At 63.8% G+C, this 17,358-nt stretch carries 12 protein-coding genes; 10 read left to right on the top strand and 2 right to left on the bottom strand.

Annotated features, from left to right (window positions below):
• Positions 1–12 precede the first annotated feature (12 nt).
• The 7 genes from K369_RS18950 to K369_RS18920 all read left to right on the top strand — a co-directional run bounded on the left by K369_RS18950 (position 13) and on the right by K369_RS18920 (position 5,339).
• Entirely contained in the window at positions 13–1,470 is a 1,458-nt protein-coding gene (locus K369_RS18950; RefSeq protein WP_036293300.1) for a DUF1501 domain-containing protein, read from the top strand.
• A gap of 128 nt (positions 1,471–1,598) precedes the next feature.
• Positions 1,599–2,012 carry a hypothetical protein gene (locus tag K369_RS18945; RefSeq protein WP_024881602.1) on the top strand — a complete coding sequence of 138 codons (414 nt, stop codon included), beginning with the start codon at positions 1,599–1,601 and terminating at the stop codon, positions 2,010–2,012.
• Between the two features lie 20 nt (positions 2,013–2,032).
• A complete protein-coding gene (locus K369_RS18940) occupies positions 2,033–2,923 on the top strand; it encodes a dienelactone hydrolase family protein (RefSeq protein WP_036293297.1) in 891 nt (296 codons plus the stop codon).
• 19 nt (positions 2,924–2,942) lie between these two features.
• Positions 2,943–3,470 (top strand): sulfurtransferase, encoded by a 528-nt coding sequence (locus K369_RS18935; protein ID WP_051949547.1) that lies wholly within the window; start codon positions 2,943–2,945, stop codon positions 3,468–3,470.
• Positions 3,471–3,477: 7 nt separating this feature from the next.
• Positions 3,478–4,041, top strand: a complete 564-nt coding sequence (locus K369_RS18930) for a peroxiredoxin (RefSeq protein WP_036293294.1) — start codon at positions 3,478–3,480, stop codon at positions 4,039–4,041.
• A gap of 32 nt (positions 4,042–4,073) precedes the next feature.
• Positions 4,074–4,565 (top strand): cytochrome c, encoded by a 492-nt coding sequence (locus K369_RS18925; RefSeq protein WP_036295858.1) that lies wholly within the window; start codon positions 4,074–4,076, stop codon positions 4,563–4,565.
• Between the two features lie 30 nt (positions 4,566–4,595).
• Positions 4,596–5,339, top strand: coding sequence for a cytochrome b/b6 domain-containing protein (locus K369_RS18920; protein WP_051949407.1), 744 nt, complete (start codon positions 4,596–4,598; stop codon positions 5,337–5,339).
• Positions 5,340–5,545: 206 nt separating this feature from the next.
• Here the strand turns inward: K369_RS18920 and K369_RS27395 are convergent, their stop codons facing one another.
• Positions 5,546–5,911, bottom strand: coding sequence for a hypothetical protein (locus K369_RS27395; protein WP_156967979.1), 366 nt, complete (start codon positions 5,909–5,911; stop codon positions 5,546–5,548).
• A 30-nt stretch (positions 5,912–5,941) separates the two neighbouring features.
• Here K369_RS27395 and K369_RS27390 point away from each other — a divergent pair, with 30 nt between their 5' ends.
• Positions 5,942–6,304: a hypothetical protein gene (locus tag K369_RS27390; protein ID WP_156967978.1), complete on the top strand. Its 363-nt coding sequence runs from the start codon at positions 5,942–5,944 to the stop codon at positions 6,302–6,304.
• Between the two features lie 443 nt (positions 6,305–6,747).
• Here the strand turns inward: K369_RS27390 and K369_RS18910 are convergent, their stop codons facing one another.
• Complete coding sequence (locus K369_RS18910; RefSeq protein WP_156967977.1) at positions 6,748–8,793, bottom strand: hypothetical protein; 2,046 nt, start codon at positions 8,791–8,793, stop codon at positions 6,748–6,750.
• Positions 8,794–8,890: 97 nt separating this feature from the next.
• On the opposite strand from K369_RS18910, the gene K369_RS18905 reads away from it, so the two are divergent.
• Both K369_RS18905 and K369_RS18895 read left to right on the top strand, forming a co-directional pair.
• Positions 8,891–9,466, top strand: a complete 576-nt coding sequence (locus K369_RS18905) for an invasion associated locus B family protein (RefSeq protein WP_051949406.1) — start codon at positions 8,891–8,893, stop codon at positions 9,464–9,466.
• 303 nt (positions 9,467–9,769) lie between these two features.
• Positions 9,770–17,287, top strand: coding sequence for a hypothetical protein (locus K369_RS18895; protein WP_051949405.1), 7,518 nt, complete (start codon positions 9,770–9,772; stop codon positions 17,285–17,287).
• The last annotated feature ends 71 nt before the right edge of the window (positions 17,288–17,358 follow it).

Raw genomic sequence — 17,358 nt, 5'->3', positions numbered from 1 at the left:
GGGGAGCATCTCATGCTCATCAAGACATCGCGTCGCGAATGGCTGCGTAGCGCGGCCTATGGAGTGGGTGGTTTCGCTGTTTCCGGCATGATGCCGGGCGGCGGCTGGTTCGGGGTTCCCGAGGCCAACGCCGCGGCGACCTTCGTCGATCCGCTGACGCCCAAGCAGCCGCATTTCCCGGCCAAGGTGAAATCGGTCATCTGGGTGCATCTGGACGGCGCGCCCAGCACGCTCGATCTCTACGACTATAAGCCGGAGCTCGAGCGGCTCGCCGGCCAGGATATTCCGGCCTCGTTCCTCGAGGGCATCAAGACCTCGACCCAGGGCGGCGTCGGCAAGCTCTTCGCCTCGAAGCGCAGCTGGAAGCAGTATGGCCAGAGCGGCGCTTGGTTCTCGGACCTGCTCCCCAATCTCGGGCAGCACGCCGACAAGCTGACCTTCGTCAAGTCCAGCGTCACCGTCGGCGCCACGCACGACATCTCGATCCTGAAGCTCAACACCGGCGATCTTTCCCCCGGCCGTCCTTCGCTCGGCGCCTGGGTCGCCTATGCGCTCGGCTCGGCCAATCCCGATCTGCCGCCCTATGTCGTGCTCTATGGCGGCCAGCGCGAGCCGCGCGCGGGCTCGGTCAATTGGAGCTCGGGCTTCCTGCCGGCTGTCTATCAGGGCACTGCCTTCCGTCCGGGCGCCCAGCCGATCCTGCATCAGGCTCCGCCGGAGCTGATCGGTCTACAGCAGCAGCGCGAGAGCCTCGATCTCCTGCATCAACTCAACGACATTCGCTCCGCCTCGCGCCCGCAGGACAGCGAGCTCGCCGCGCGCACCAATTCCTATGATCTCGCCTATCGCATGGAGGCGACGGCGCCGGAGGCGGTCGATCTCTCCAAGGAGACCGAGGCGACCAAGGCGCTCTACGGCCTCGACGACGAGGCGACGCGTGACATGGGCACGGTGCTGCTGCGCGCCCGCCGTCTCGTCGAGCGCAATGTGCGCTTCGTGCATGTCGTGTCCGGTCCGATCGCCGGCCTCGGCCAGGGCGACGACGCCAATTGGGACGCGCATCGCCAGCTCGAGCGCAATCACGGCGCTCATGCGCGCGCGATCGACAAGCCGATCGCCGGCCTGCTCGCCGATCTGCAGGCGCGCGGTCTGCTCGACGACACGCTCATCGTGTGGACCTCGGAGTTCGGCCGCACGCCTTACGGCCAGAGCGGCGATGGTCGCGACCACAATCCCTGGGGCTACACCCAGTGGCTGGCCGGCGGCGGCCTGAAGCACGGCATCACCTATGGCCGTACCGACGAGCTCGGCCTCAAGACCGTCGAGAATCCGGTCGACACCTATGATCTGCACGCCACCGTGCTGCAGCTCCTGGGCCTCGATCATCTCAAGACGATCTATCTGCGCGCCGGCCGCGCCGAGCGTCCGACGGTCGTCTACGGCAAGGTCGTGAACGACATTCTCGCCTGATCAGACTCGCCGGAGCCCTCGAGGCTCCGGCGTGACACGCTGATCTAGCTCGCGGCGCGCGTTGCGAGATCGCAGCGGCGTGTCCTCGGCACAGACGAAACCTCGAGGCAGGATTGTAAGAAAGCGCCATGAGCCGCATCTCCGCTTATCGAAATTCTTATGCGCGTCTCGCCCTTTGCGCGATCCTGATCGCCACGCCCGCGCTGGCCGCATTGGACCTGCGCGATTACGACGACGATCTGATGCGCGATCTCGAAAAGACGATCAAATATTTCGAGCCGGACATCACCGCGCAAAATTCGCAGGCCGCGAAAGAGGATGCGGAAGTGCTGCTCGACGGATTCCGCTATACGGAAGATTATTTCGCCAAGCGCGGCAAGGACGACGCCGTGGCGATCTCCCGTGATGGATCGCGCCTCATCGCCGATGTCGTCGCCAAGGTCGACAAAGGCGAGTTCGACGCCGCCGCCGCTTCCGCGCGTGAGGCGACGCAAGTCTGCAAAACCTGCCACGAAATTTACAAGCCCCGACTCGCACGTTGAGAGACCCGAGGAACAGACCCATGACGCGTAAGACCGCAAACGAGTTCCCGCCCGGAATATTGAAGCTCTTCGATCTCTTCGTGCATGGCGACATCGACCGTCGCGGCTTTGTCGAGGGCGCCAAGAAGATCGCCATCGGCGCCGCCGCCGCGACCGCTTTCCTCGACGAGCTGCTGCCGCGCTTCGCCGAGGCCGAGGTCGTCAAGAAGGACGATCCGCGCATCGTCGGCAAGAATCTCGAGGTTCCCTCGCCGGACGGCAATGGAACGGTGAAGGGCTATTTCGTGCAGCCCGCCAAGGTGGAAGGCAAGCTGCCGACCGTCCTCGTCATCCACGAGAATCGCGGCCTCAATCCACATATCGAAGACATTGCCCGCCGCCTCGCGCTGGCCAATTTCATCGTCTTCGCGCCGGACGCTCTGGCGCCGCTCGGCGGCTATCCGGGCGACGAGGACAAGGCCCGCGAGCTCTTCACCAAGCTCGATCAGGCCAAGACGCGCAATGATTTCATCGCGGCTTTCGGCGCGCTGAAGAATTCGCCGCTCGGCAATGGCAAGGTCGGCGCGGTCGGCTTCTGCTATGGCGGCGGCGTTGTCAATTTCCTCGCCACCAAGCTGCCCGATCTCGCGGCCGGCGTTCCCTTCTATGGCGCGCAGCCGCCGGCCGAGGAGGTCGCCAAGATCAAGTCCCCGCTGCTCATCCAATATGCGGGCGTCGACGATCGCATCAACGCCGGCTGGCCGGCCTATGAGACGGCGCTGAAAGCCGCTCATGTCGATTATCAGGCTTTCGTCTATCCAGGCGTGCAGCACGGTTTCAATAATGACACCACGCCGCGCTATGACGCCGCGGCCGCCGAGCTCGCCTGGAAGCGCACGGTCGACTTCTTCAATGCGCGTCTGCGCGCCTGAGAAAGAAAAGGAAACAGCCATGCGAGCCTCGACGCTCTTCCTCGGCCTGGCGCTCGGCGCGGCGTTTTTCGTCGCCAGCGCCGATGCGCAGCAAGCCCCCGCTCCCGCCGCGGCGCCCGTCACGCCGCAGAATGATCCGGCCTATACCTATAAGACGCTGCGCCTCAATCGCGCCGCCTTCGACGCTCTGCTGGCGAAGCCGGAGGATCTTCTGGTGCTCGACATTCGTCGGCCCGACGAACTGATCAAGAATGGCGGCTTCCCGGTGTATCTGAGCATCCAGACCAAAGAGGTTCAGAAATATCTCTCCTATATTCCGCGTGACCGTCTCATCGTCACCGTGTCCAATCGCGCGCATCGCGCCGGCGCCGTCGGCGATATTCTCGCCGGCCTCGGCTTTCATGTCGTCGGCGCGATCGGCGTGCTCGATTATCAGGACGAAGGCGGAACTCTGACCAAGATCGCGCCGCCGGCCCCCGCCGCGACGGCCGCGGTCGCCGCTCCCGCCGCCGCTCCTGCCGCGGCGCCCGCCACTGCCGCCAAGTGAGGCCAAAATGCGTAAGCTCGCGATTTTCACAGCTCTTTCGGTCGCTCTCGCGGCTGTCCCGGCCTCCGCTGCGTTGAAATCGGGCGCGTCGGCGCCCGATTTCAGCGCCCAGGCCGCCATAGGCGGAAAGGACTTCGTCTTCTCTCTCGCCGAGGCGCTGAAGAAAGGCCCCGTGGTCCTCTACTTCTACCCCAAATCCTTCACCCGCGGCTGCACGATCGAGGCGCATGAGTTCGCCGAGAATTACGACAATTTCGCCGCGGCCGGCGCTTCGCTGATCGGCGTCTCCGCCGATACGATTGAGACGCAGCGCGATTTCTCCACCAAGGAATGCCGCGACAAGTTCCCCGTCGCGGCGGACGCGAATTTTTCCGTCATCAACGCCTATGACGCAAAGCGCGACCGCCCGACACAGAATGGCGACACGGTTTCCGACCGCATCTCCTATGTCGTGACGCCGGACGGCAAAATCGGCTTGACCTTCGTCAGCTCGGACCCGATCAAGCATGTCTCGGAGACGCTCCAATTCGTGCGGCAATGGCAAGAGAGCCATAAAGCCGGCAAGATTTGAGCATTCAAACCTCGGAATATAAAGGGACGATCATGAGTCTGTATTCGAAGCGCTCGCTCGCTCTCCTCGGCGGCGCGCTCATCGCCGGTTGCGTCGCGCTGAATTCCGCCTCCGCGCAGGCGCCCGGCCCGACGCCGGCGAAAATCGCGGTGGAGAATCGCAAGGCGGAATTCGTGCTGATCGGCAATTTCTTCCGCTGGTTCGGCGCCGTCGCCAGAGGCAACGCCCCCTATGACGAGGCGGAGGCCAAGAAGCGCTCCGAGCGCATCGCCTATATCGCCGGCCTGCTCGACGAATCCTTCCCCGATGTCTCCAATGTCGGCGAGCCGGACAGCAAGGCGAAAGCCGAAATCTGGAAAGAGAAGGCGGAATTCGACAAGAAGCTCGCCAAGTTCAAGGAGGACGCCCGCGTCTTCGCCGATGCGATCGGCAAGGAGAAGGGCGCGACGGAAGCCTTCAAGACCGCGGTCGCCAATCTCGGCCAGGATTGCAAGGGCTGCCACGACTCCTACAAGGCGAAGTAGTCAGGCCAAACGAGCGCGGCGAGACGTAAGATGACGGTGATCGACAGGCCGCCCAACACAGAGGCGGCGGAGGCGCAATCGAAAGAAGAGCGTCTTGTGTGGGATTTGCCGGTGCGGCTGTTCCACTGGTCGCTCGTCGTCTCTTTCGTCGGGGCCTATGTGACCAACAGGCTCGGCGTCGCCTGGTTCGATTGGCATGTCCGCTTCGGCTACGCCGTCCTTACGCTCGTTGCGTTTCGCGTGCTCTGGGGCCTCTTCGGCGCCAAGCACGCGCGCTTCGCCAGCTTCCTGCGGCATCCGCGGGAGGCATGGCTGTATGCGCGAGGCCTGCTGCGCGGCGGGGCGCCGCTCTACGCCGGGCATAATCCGCTCGGCGCGCTGATGGTCGTCGGTCTGCTGCTCGGCCTATTGGCGCAAGCGGGCATGGGCCTTTTCGCCAATGACGAGATTTTCAATGTCGGCCCCTTCGCCGGCGCGGTGAGCAAGGAGACGAGCCTGCTGCTCACCTCGCTGCACAGGAAGGGATTCTATGTGCTGGCGGCGGCCGTCTTCATTCATGTCGCGGCGGTGATCGCCTATGTGCTGGTGAAGCGCGAGAATCTCGTGCGCGCAATGGTCACGGGCTATAAGCGCGCCGAAACCGTGCATCCGAAGGACGAGATCGCCAGCTCCCGCCTGCCGCTGGCGGCGGCGCTGCTGCTCGTCGTCGCCATTGCTCTCACCGCGCTGACCTCGATCGCGCCTGTGGCCAGCGCCGGGGGCGATGGGTTTTGAAGGGAGGTAAAAAAAAGGGGGCAAAGGACACCACAACGCTGGTGGCTCCTCGTAACCGAGCGCCGATCGAGTGTGGGACCCGAAGCCGCTTTTTTGCGAGAGTATCTCAAATAGCTGCTACTCGGATTTCTGATAGATTGATTTCTCTTTGAGAGGCGACGCCAATCGACCGAACGGGCTCCGTTCGGATGGCAAGCGCGGCAGCTTCAGTTCGGCAACGACCTCATCAAATATTCCCAACCGATTCGCATACTCGCCTCGACTTCGGCGTCCATGACGTTCTTCCAGCACAAGTCGTCGGTGATCGGCTCTAATTCGGTTTTCGCCCGGTCCGGCGATCCGTCTTCCAATTCCTTCCGCGTGTTGAGCCGCAGCGCACGGAACAAGAAATATTCGGCGCACAGAATGCGCCAAAACACCGGATGCGTGCCGGGATGAAAATTGGCGATGATTTTTGTCAGCGGCGCGAGAGCTCGCAGCAGAGTCGAATTCGGCAGGGCGAGCGTCTTCTCGAATTGTCCGAATGTGATTATCCGCCGTTTTTCACCTTCGACGTCGATGAGCGCTTCCATCAAATTGTCTAGGCGGCCGAGGAACACCCCTTGCTTGATGACGCCGGAATTCGCGGAGCTATCCGCGCGGTTTCGATAATCGGGAATAGCCGGGTCGAGCGCGGCGAATTGAAAGTCCCGCGTGAACGCCCGATAGGAAGCGTCGGAAAGAGCGAATGCTCGCTTGACCCAAGGATCGAGCGTCAAGTCACGATGGGTCAATTGCGTCCGCAAGAGATAGGCGATCGCGAGCGGAGCCAGCAGTTGGAACAATGTCGATCGAATATAATAGCCGCGGCCGCTGTCTTCCATGAGTTCGCCCGAAAGTGCGCCCGTCGACGCGACCAGCCGACCTTCTCGGGCTTCGCGCGCCAAGCTTATCACGCGTCCGATCGCTACTCCGGCGTTTTGTGAAAGCTGGAACAACAATGGCTCGCATTCCTGATAGAGGCGTCTGCGAGCGTCGTACTCATAGGCGCGCCGCGCCGAAGCCGCGGAAAGACGCTCCTCCTCGGATTTCGAGAAGGCGGCGAGCTGGAGATCGCTCTGCAATTTGATGGCAGCCGTGAGACGCGCGATCTCCTCGTCGCTTCGGCGTTTCAGACCAACCAGCTTTTCTTGCAGCTCGGCGTTGAAAGCGGCGATCTTCCGATCATTTGCCCGTCGCCGAAACTCATTGAAAATCAGCGCGGCGAATGACAGCAGCGCACAAACGATCGAGGCTGTCGCGGCAATGATCGCCGCCGCGACCACGGCATTCGGATTCGCCGCAGGAGCGTTCTGCGCGAATGCAGGCGTATTCAGCGACAAAGCGAGCGCCAAAATTTTGACGATACTGCGAAAGGTTGCTTTAATGGTCACGGCTTCAACCCCGTTGATTTCATTGCTCGCGATCTCAAGGCGACGCCTTCCTTATAAATAATCGACGTCGGATCGATAGAAATTCGAGGATTGCCTTTTATCGCTCCCTCGAGCAGAAGGTGGAATGGAATAAGCCTTTCAGGGTCTACATATGTATTGAGAAGTTCCGCTATCGAATTTTTGGCGATCATGCTCTCGAATAATTCGAAGTCCGACAGCGCCATCAGAGTCGGCGACATTATTCGTATATTGCAGAGCCGAAATTCTCCTGCCGCCTCCTGGATCGCCTCTCTTGCAAATTCCCGGATCGCGCTCGCGAACTCGCGCGCGAGAAAAGGCGGAAGCGCAGGGGGGACGACGCTCGTGTCTTGCAGCAATAGCAGCGGAACGATCGTCTCGACACCCGCGAAAAGTGTCGGGTCGTCCGGGATCATTGTCCGTTCCACGACGCCGACGATCGATCTCGCCAGCTGCCCGATGCCTTTGTTGGTCTTTCCGTAGCTCGCGAGACGATCTCGGATCGCAGTGACGAATGCGGCGTCGCCATATTCCCACAGCGCCTTTTGCGGCAGCCACGCCGTCTTGCATTCGATCATTATCAGAATTGGGCCTTCGCGAATGCATATATCGGTTATTTCGCTCCTGCCCGCTTTCGGATTCGCGACGACGATTCGCTTCGCGTCTCCCGCGCGCATCGCCGCCGACCGCAGCAGCCGGATGACATAGGTTTCGATCGCCGCCCCGAACGACGCGAACAGGTTGGCGGCGGGAACGCCATCGGAGAGGAGACGAAACAAGGGACCGAGCCACAGCTTGTCTTGCAGAAACATTCGGTCGGAAAGAACAACCGAACCACGCTTCGTGCGGACGAAAGGGCGGGCGCGCAGAGGCGCGGTGTCGAACGGAGTGTCCTTCGTAACGACCTTGTCTCTCTGACGCTCGAGCAACCCTTCGCGCAGCGCATCTATGTTTTGCGTCTCGAGCACGAGAAACGCTTCTAGCCGAGAACGCGCTTGGGGAGGAATGTCTTTCACCGTCGTGATATCGATAATGCCGAAATCCTGCATGCGGCGTCGCGGGTTTGGCGCGAGATCTCCCGTCGTGAGCCGCTCGGCCAGCATGACGCAGCCGAGCCACTCGTCCAGCGACATGCCGACCAGCGATTCGAAGCGAGAAAGCCAGAGTGGATTGCTCGAAAAAAACGCGTCGCAAAGCAGCATCGCGGAACGGCCGAGGACTTGCGCATCCTTGCGGAGCAAGCCTTCTTGCATTTGAAACATTTGAGCGAATATCGGAAGGCTGTAGCTCGCCTCTGTCTCGGTCGTCGTCTCCTTATCGAGCGCCGGCCCGCTCTGCGCTCTGACGATGCGTTCGAACGCCGCCATCCTCGCGCAGTATGACGCCCTCATCAACACCATTGGGTCCGAAAGCATCAATTCTGATTGCTCCGTATCGCGATCGTTGCCGAGCATCGCCGCCAATCTGAACAATTCGAGCAGGTCCGGCCTCTGAAAGCACGAGAGGTAGACGCCGCGCGGTCGGCCCGCGCGCTTCAGCACCGCGCGCATTCGGCGGATTTGCTCGCCGGAGAAAAAGTAAGGAGAGAGCAGGGAGTCGAATTCGTCGCGCAGACCGCCGCAGATCGAACGCAGAAGATTCAATCGCGCGCACCAGACGAGCAAAGCCGACCGATCGACAGTGGATATGCATTCGATGATTTCCTGGTGAGGATCGCTGCCTGGTTCCGGAAAAAACAAGAGGAATGGCGCTTCCGCCAATCGAGCCAGAGGGATGTCTTTTTTTGCTTTCATATCGGCCGTCTCTGCCTTAGGCCATTTTCGAATGCAGGCTGAAATTCGATGATCTATGATGAGCGCGTGCGCGTGCGCATGCCTCGCCAACGTCGGGGCGAGCGAAAGTCGATCGAGACGTACGCCTGACGATAGTGTGTTTTTGGTCGCGATACTATTTCTTGTTTCTTTCAATTCGAAGACGAGGTCTGCGTCATATGTTGGGCGGCAGGGTAGACCGATGAGCGACATGCGGACCCGCTCAGTCGAGCTTGAGGCCGGGCGTTCGCTGGGGTAATCAGTCGTCGCGCTCCGCCTATCCGATCGTCTTCGCGCGTCGAGGCTCGTCATGGCTCGTCCAATCGCATCGGCTCTCGTCCTGCTTCTGCAGATTTCCGTCGCTCATGCGCTGGACCGGCCGAGCGCGCCTGCGCGTGCGGCGGCGCCGGCAAAGGCGCCCGCCGCTTCTCCCACAGGAGAGGCGCCGCGCGTGTTCGGCGATTGGCAGCTGCGTTGCCTGGCGGCCGGAGGCGCGCAGACGTCGCATCGCAGCTGCGAGATTTTGCAATCCGTCCTCGTCAAGGACAAGAGCGCGACGATCGCGGAGATCGCCTTCGGCAAGCCGGATGGCGCGCAAGGGCTTTCCATGACGATCGTCGTGCCGGTCGATGTCGCCTTTCACGCGGCGCCGCGCGTGACGGTGAGCGACGCCGATCCGCAGCCGCTCGATCTCGTCTGGCGGCGCTGCGCCGCGTCGGGATGCTTCGCCAGCGTTTCTCTCGCCGAGCCGATTCTCGCCCGCTGGCGCGCTCACGACGGCATGGGACGCATCGCCTTCAAGAGCGCGGCCGGGCAGGATGCGGCGCTGCCCGTCTCGTTTCGCGGCCTCGCGCCGGCGCTGGATGCGCTGGCGCGGGAGCATTGACGATCTGTGGCATAATTGCCACAGCCGTTGAAATTCGGCGAACGCCAGACAAAAAACAGAAATTCATAGAAACACTTAAGTAATTCACTTAGTGGGCGTTTCCGTCCGCTGCGCAGCCGCGCCCCCCGCTGAACGCGCAGCTGTGACCTTGCTGCGCTCCCCGATCGAAAATAGAAATCGCATAAGTGGAAATGCGCGAGTCGGCCCGCGTCGGCCTCGCTCGACGTGATTTTTGTCGTTTGAATTTCGACGAGTTCTGGAGACTATCGAATGACCCGTTTGTCCGGCCGTCACGGCGCTAGCGTGAGTTCCCCATCCGCGGGCCTTTCGATCGGCAGTTCTCATAGAGGCGGGCTTCTGCTCGGCGTCTCGGCGCTCAGCATCGCTCTCTCGGTCGGACTTTCCGGGCCGGTTCACGCCCAGCAGGCGGGCGGCGTCGGCGGCAATCCGGGCGGCGGAACCAGCGGTTCCACGACGGACGCGGTCGGGACGGTCGGCGGCAATGCGAGCGCGGCGCTCGGCGGCGGCGGCGGCGGCGGATTGGGCTCGGCGGGCGGCGCGGGCGGCGGCGGCGTGGCCGCGGGCGGAGCGGGCGGCAATTCCGGTTTCGGCACTGATACGGCGGGAGCGGCCGGAACCAATGGCGCCGCGAATCAGGGCGGCGGCGGCGGTGCCGGCGGCGGCGCCTTCACGGTCAACAACACATTCAACGTCTTCGCCCCTCTCACCGGCAAGGCCGGCGGAGCGGGTGGCGCGGGCGGGGCTGGAGCCGGCTCGGGCGGCGGTGGCGGCTCCGGCGGCGGGCTGGTGCTCAAATCCCTTCCTGCCGCAGGGGCCAGCACGGTCAGCGCGGCGGGCGCGGCCACCGGCGGCTCGGGCGGCGCGGGCGGCTCCGCCACTGCGGTCAGCGGCAATGGCGGCTCGGGTGGCGGCGGCGGCGCCGGTCTGTTCACCACGGCCGTGGCGGGCGGCGGCGGCGCCAACAGCACGATCACGGTCCAGGGTTCGATCACCGGCGGCGCGGGCGGGGCCGGCGGAGCAGGCGGCTCGGGCTTCGGCGTCGGCGGCGCTGGCGGCAATGGCGGCGCGGGCTTTGCCGGCTCCAACTTTACGATCGACAACTCGGGCGTGATTCAGGGCGGCGCCGGCGGCCTCGGCGGCGCGGGCGCTAGCGGGGCCGGAGCGAATGGCGCGGGCGGCGCCGGCATTGTCGGCAGCGATCTCACCATCAAGAATTCCGGCCAGATCATCGGGACCGGCGGGGCCAACGCCCTCACCCTCACCGGCGGCGCCAATACGCTGACGACGACAGGCGCAGGCGCGCTGACCGGAAATATCGGTCTCGCCGGCGGCGTGCTGACCTTCGACCAGAACACGCCCGGCGCGGGCAATGCGGCCTCCTACGCCAACAGCATCACCGGCGCGGGCGCGATCACGGTCGATGCGGGCGCGAATTCGGTCACGCTCTCCGGCGCCAACAGCTTTACGGGCGGCGCCACCATCAAGAGCGGCGCGCTGACGATCGGCTCTGCCAGCGCCCTCGGAGCCGGGGATGTCAATTTGATCGCGGGCGGCGCGACCGCTCCGACGCTCCGATCGACGGTCACGACGACGCTGACCAATTCTCTGAAAGTCGCGTCGGGCGTCTCCGCCACCATCGGCGCCGGCGCCGGAACAGCTCTGACCATCGCGCCCGGCGCGGGCAATGTATTGACCTTGAACGGCGGCGCGGGAACCGCTCTGCATTTCGGGTCGGCGACCGACTCGGGGGCTGTCGTTTTGACGCCCGCTTTCGCGGCCGTCACCAACGCTGGCGCGCTGTCCGTGGACGGCGGGACGCTGTCGCTGGGCAATCTGAACGCGGCCACCGTCGTCGGCGCGCATGAGGGCGGCCTCAATGTCGGCCAGGATGCGACCACAAGCGCGACGCTGGACGCCAATGGTCAGTCCTTCATCGCCAATAATCTGACCGGCTCGTCGAAAGGCGTCATCACCAATAATGGCGGCGTCGCCAGCACGGCCACGACCCGCAACACTGTGGACACGGTCTATTCCGGCGTTATCCAGGACGGAGCCGGCAAGGTCGCGCTCGATGTCCAGGGTTCGGGCGGCGCGACGCTAACCCTCGCGGGAAGCAACACCTACACCGGCGCGACCAATGTCGCGGCCGGTCAGACGCTGAAGGCCGGCGTCGCCAACGCCTTCAGCCAGGGGAGCGCGACGATCATCGCAGGAACGCTGGATCTCGGCGGGGCCGGCGTCACGCAGAATATCGATACGGTCAATCTCGCCGGCGGCCGCATTCGCAATGGAGGCTTGACGAGCGCCAATGGAATCGTCTCCGCGGGCGGCTTCGTCGAGAGCGTCTCCGGCTCCACCGGTCTGACGACGACGGCGGGCGTCACCAATCTCGAGGGCGTCAACGCCTATTCCGGCACGACCACGGTCAACGCCGGAACGCTGCGACTGAACAGCGCCACCGGCCTCAGCGGCGCGAGCGCGCTGACGGTCAATGCGGCGGGGACTTTCGATCTCAATGGGTTCAACGCCACGGTGGCCGGCATAGGGGGGACCGGAACCGTCACCACCAATGGCGCCGCCGCGAAGGTGACCTACGGCCTTGCCGCGGATTCGACCTTCGCAGGCGTGATGCGCGATGGCGCCGGCAAATTGTCGACGCAGGTGTCTGGCGGCAAGACGCTGACCGTCACAGGGCAGAATATCTATTCGGGAACGACTCAGATCGACGCCGGCTCCGGCCTCACGGTCGCGGCGGGCGGCGGCGTCGGCACGGCCGCCAATCATGCGGGCGCCATCAATGTCGATGGAGCGCTGCTGATCAAGTCCGGCGGCGTGGTCGATGCGCAGTTCAATACTCTTACCAATCAGGGCACCGTGACCATCGAGGCCGGCGGCGGCCTCACGGACCAGTTCGTCAATCGAGGCGTCGTCAACAACTCCGGCGTGGTGACCGCGTTTTTGCAGAATGGACCGGGCGGCGTCGTGACCAATTCGGGGCCGACCGGCATCTGGCAGGGCGGTGTCGGCGCCAACGCTGGCTCCATCGTCAACCAAGCGGGGGCCACCTGGATCGGTAATGTCGGCGGCCCCAACCAGGGTTTCATAGACAATCGCGGCAATTGGATCGGCAGTATCGCCAACTTCTTCGGAGTGAGAGGCGGGTCTGTTCAAAACAGCGGAACGATCACTGGGACCGTTAACAATGGCGGGACGTTCAACAATCTTGCAGGTGGCGTCGTCAACGGCCTAGTTACCCAAAGCTTGGGGAGAGTTGCGGTGACGAACAATGCGGGCGTCTTCAACGGCGGCGCCCTGGTCACTGGCAGTGTGCTCATAAACAACAATCTCATAGTCGGAGCGGCCAAAGTCACTGGCGGCCAGCTCGACAATAATGCGACGATCTCCGGCGCCGTCGATAATTCCGCGACCTTCAACAACTACGCCGGCGGCAATGTCACGGGCGGGCTGAAGACATTGGGAACGGCGACCAACGCCGTCGGCGCGACGATCAGCGGCGGCGTCAATGTGACGGGCGGAACATTCACGACGCAAGGCGTCGTCAATGGCGGCCTGACCAATTCGGGAACGACCAATGCTCAAGGGACGATTAATGGAATCGTCAATAATCTCGCCGGATCGTTCAATGTCACCGGCGATCTGAAGACCGATGTGGTGCAGAACTCGGCCGGCGCGACCGTCGATATTTCAAAGGGAACGGTCTCCGGCGCGTCAAGCTCATTGGCCGTGAACAACGCCGGCTTGATCATCGTAAGAGCTTCGGCGACGCTCACCGCGCTCGGCGGGGTGACCAACTCGGGCGCGATCTCGGTCTTGGTCGGCGGCAAGGTCAATGACGCGCTCACCAATACCGGCTCGGTTTTCAATTCCGGCATCTACAACGGCGATCTCATCAATTCCGGCGCTGCAGCGACGGTGACCAACCTAACGACAGGCCAGTGGACTGGAAACGTGCTGTCGAACTCGGCCGGCGCAAAGATCGTTAACCAGGGCGCTTGGTTCGGTAGCGTCTCCAACACGGGGGGCTCGATCGCCAGTGCGTCAAACTGGATCGGCAACGCCGTCAATTCGAGCGGAACCATTTCCAATGGTGGCGTATGGAGTGGCGCGCTGACCAATGACTTCGCTGGAACCTTTCAGAATTTGTTCGCTTCTTCCAGGCTCACCGGCCTGTTGACGACGTCCGGCGCGGCGACCAGCGCCGGCACTCTGGATGGCGGCGCGCTCGTCCTCGCCGGAACGCTGAACTCGACGGGAACGATCAATAATGGCGCGACCGTCACGGGCGGAACGCTGACGACGAGCGGAACCGTCAATGGCGGCCTCGTCAATGGCGTAGCCGGCACGGTGCTCGCCTCCGGCGCGATCAATGGGCAGATCGACAATAGCGGCAAATTCACGCTGACGGGCGCGCTCGCCAATAATGGCTCGACCGTCAACAACAACGCCGGCGCGACGCTCGACGTCAATTCGAACAGCTTCACCAACATAGGCGCGCTGAACAATAATGGCGCGATCGCCATCGCCGGCGGCAGCCTCGCGGTGAATGGAACGCTCACGCAGGCCGCGGGCTCGATTCAGAACGCCGGCGGCGCGATCGCCGCCAATGCGATCACCGAGACCGGCGGCATCATCGCCAATAGCGGGACCATCGGCGCGACGACGAATTTCGCGGTCAATGGCGGCGTGCTGACCAATAACGCCGGCGGCGTGGTGACGGCCGCGGCGCTCACCGTGGGCGCCGGCGGGACGATCAACAATAATGCGACGATCACCTCGGCCGCCGCGATCCAGAACGCCGGCCTCGTCAACAATAATAATGGCGGAACGCTGAACGGCGGCCTCGTCAATACGGGGACGCTCAACAATAACGCCGGCGCCATCCTCAATGGCGGGCTGACCAATAGCGCGACGGCGACCAATGACGGAACCGTCAATGGCGGCGTCGCCAATAGCGGCTCCTTCACGACGACGGGCGCCGTCACTGGCGGGCTGGTCAACGCCGCGGCGGGCGTGACGAAAGCGGCCGGCTCCATCGCCGGCGGCGTGACCAATACGGGCTCTTTCACCGTCACCGGCGCGCTCGCCAATGGCGCGGGCAATTTCGCCAATAATGGCGCGGGAACGCTCGTCGTTCAGGGCGGCGACTACACCAATATCGCCACTCTGACGAATAGCTCGACCGCCGCGACCGGCGTCTCCGTCTCCGCGGGCCGCACGCTCTCGGCGGTCAATGCGACCAACAATGCGGGCGCGACCATCGCCAATTCCGGCAATTTCGTTTCGGCGAGCACGATTCAGAACGCCGGAACCTTCAATAATTCGGGCGCGGTCTCGGGCCTCAACAATAGCGGCGCGTTCAATCAGCTGACTGGCGGCTCGCTGACCGGCGGGCTGACGAATAGCGGAACGGCCAATGTCGCCGGCTCGCTCGCCGGCGGCGTGACCAATACGGGCTCCTTCACCGTCACGGGCGCGCTCGTCAATGGCGCGGGCGGCTTCGCCAATAATGGCGTGGGAACGCTCTTCGTCACCGGCGGCGACTACACGAATATCGGCGCTTTCGTGAACAGCTCCACCGCGGCCGCGGGCGTTTCCATCGCGGCCGGCCGCACGCTGAGCGCGACCGGCGTGATCAACAGCGCCGGCGCGACGATCGTCAACGCCGGAACGCTGGCGTCCACTGGCGCGGCGATCCAGAACGCGGGAACGCTGACCTCGACGGGCGCGCTCACCGGCGGCTTTATCAACACGAATCTCGCCAATGCGGCTGGCTCGATCGCCGGCGGCGTCGCCAACACGGGGACATTCACCGTGACCGGCGCGCTCGCCAATGGCGGCGGCGATTTCGCCAATAGCGGCGTGGGAACGCTCTCCGTCTCCGGCGGCGATTATACCGGCGTCGGCGCGCTGACCAACAGCTCCACCGCCGCGACCGGCGTGACGATCGCCTCCGGCCGCACACTCTCGGCGACCAGCGCGACGAACGGCGTCGGCTCGACCATCGCCATCAACGGCGGCGCGCTGCTGACGACCAATGGCTTCGTCAATCAGGGCAAGGTCAACGCCGCCGGAGCCATCGGCGGCGGCGTGACCAATACGGGGACATTCAATGTCACCGCCGCGCTCGCCAATAATGGCGGCAAGTTCGACAACAATGGCAATGGCGCGCTGATCGTCGGAGCGGGCGACTACACGAATATCGGAACGCTGACCAACAGCTCGGCCGGCGACGCCACGGCGGGCGCGCAGTTCCAGGGGATCGGCGTGTCGCTCGGCCATGGCCGCACGCTCGGCGCGACCAGCGTCGTCAATAATGCGACCATCGCGCTCGGCGACCGCACGACCAATACGACGGTCAATTCCGTCATCGCCGGCAATCTCACCAATAATGGGACGCTCGATCTCGCCGCGGCGAATCAGGTGGTCGCCAATGGCGCGACAGCGGCGGCGCTCGCCAATTCGCTCACCGTCAACGGCAGTTACACGGGCGGCGGCGTGCTGAATGTGGCGGCGCGCTTCGCCGATCTCGGCGGACAGCGGGCCGGCGAGCTGCTGGTGAACGGCGCCGGCTCCGGCAATGTGACGACGGTGATCGTCAATCCGTTCCAGAATCAGACCGGCTTTTTCGCCAGCCCGATCCTGATCGCCAAGACCAATCCCGGCTCGACATCGACATTCCAGCTCGGCAACGCCACCACCAGCATAGGCGCCGCGCAGGCGCTCAATACGGGCCTCGTGAGCTTCAACCTGCAGCAGCTCAGCCCCGGCCAATGGTATCTCGTCCCCAATCTCGACACCGGATCGCTGTCGGCGATCGGCGGTAGCGTCGCCTCGGCGGTCGCTTCGGCGACCACCGGCTTCTTCCAGAGCGCCTCGGCCTTCGTGCAATCGCATCCCGACGCGAAGCCAAACGCCGTCGATTTCGGAATTTGGACGCGCGCCGCCGTCGGCCGTTCCGATCTCTCGAGCTCCTCCAGCGCGCCGACCGCCGCTGGCGGCACGGCCGTCACCAATGAGAAGACGCGCACGCTCTACAGCGGCTATCAGGTCGGCCTCGACGCCTCGCTCTCCAACATAGAGAACACGCAGATCAATCTGCACGGCGGCGTGATGGCCGGCCAATATCTCTCCAATTCCTACGATCTCCTCGGCTCCGGCACTCGGACGCGTTTCGACGTGCCATTCGTCGGCGTCTATGCGGTGGCGACCGGCTTCGGCTTCTTCGCCGATGTGCAGTTCCGTCACGATTTCTGGAACGCGGACATCACCAATTATCGCGCCGGCCTCAATGAGAAGCCGTTGGAGGGCCGCGGCTGGGCGGGCTCCGCCTCGCTCGGCTATCATTGGGATCTGCCCAATGATTGGTTCATCGAGCCTTCGGCCGCGATCAATGTCACCAGCGTCGATTTCGATCGGCTGCAGGTGGCGGCGGGCACGACGCCGGCCTATCTCGTGCTCGACACAGTGCGCTCGACTCTCGGCCGCGTCGGCTTGCGGGCGGGAACCTCCTTCGTCCTCGACAATAAATACGCGTTCCAGCCGTTCGCCTCGGTCAGCGGCTGGAACGAGTTCGAGACCAGCCTGAAGGAGAGCTTCCAGCAGAACGTCACCTATGTGCCGATCTCCGTGTCGCGCTCCGGCGCTTTCGCGCAATTCGGCCTCGGCGTCTCGGCGCAGATCATCGACACCGGATGGGTCGGCTTCGTGCGCGGCGACTATCGCACCGGCGAGAAGCTGAGCGGCGCCGCGCTCAATGGCGGCGTGTCCTATCGCTTCTGAGCGGCTGCGCCGTCCCTCGCGAGAGGCGGAAGGAGAGCCTTCCGCCTCGTGACGCGGTTTGCTTTCCGTCC

The organism is Methylosinus sp. PW1, assembly GCF_000745215.1.
GTDB lineage: Bacteria > Pseudomonadota > Alphaproteobacteria > Rhizobiales > Beijerinckiaceae > Methylosinus.
The sequence above is the reverse complement of the archived record's forward strand: the minus strand, read 5'-3'. Positions and strand labels throughout refer to the sequence as shown.

What these genes read in the sequence shown, in the direction of transcription:
- K369_RS18950 (WP_036293300.1), top strand. Translation starts at nt 13, where the DNA reads ATGCTCATCAAGACATCGCGTCGCGAATGGCTGCGTAGCGCGGCCTAT.
- K369_RS18945 (WP_024881602.1), top strand. Translation starts at nt 1,599, where the DNA reads ATGAGCCGCATCTCCGCTTATCGAAATTCTTATGCGCGTCTCGCCCTT.
- K369_RS18940 (WP_036293297.1), top strand. Translation starts at nt 2,033, where the DNA reads ATGACGCGTAAGACCGCAAACGAGTTCCCGCCCGGAATATTGAAGCTC.
- K369_RS18935 (WP_051949547.1), top strand. Translation starts at nt 2,943, where the DNA reads ATGCGAGCCTCGACGCTCTTCCTCGGCCTGGCGCTCGGCGCGGCGTTT.
- K369_RS18930 (WP_036293294.1), top strand. Translation starts at nt 3,478, where the DNA reads ATGCGTAAGCTCGCGATTTTCACAGCTCTTTCGGTCGCTCTCGCGGCT.
- K369_RS18925 (WP_036295858.1), top strand. Translation starts at nt 4,074, where the DNA reads ATGAGTCTGTATTCGAAGCGCTCGCTCGCTCTCCTCGGCGGCGCGCTC.
- K369_RS18920 (WP_051949407.1), top strand. Translation starts at nt 4,596, where the DNA reads ATGACGGTGATCGACAGGCCGCCCAACACAGAGGCGGCGGAGGCGCAA.
- K369_RS27395 (WP_156967979.1), bottom strand. Translation starts at nt 5,911, where the DNA reads ATGGAAGCGCTCATCGACGTCGAAGGTGAAAAACGGCGGATAATCACA.
- K369_RS18910 (WP_156967977.1), bottom strand. Translation starts at nt 8,793, where the DNA reads ATGTCGCTCATCGGTCTACCCTGCCGCCCAACATATGACGCAGACCTC.
- K369_RS18905 (WP_051949406.1), top strand. Translation starts at nt 8,891, where the DNA reads ATGGCTCGTCCAATCGCATCGGCTCTCGTCCTGCTTCTGCAGATTTCC.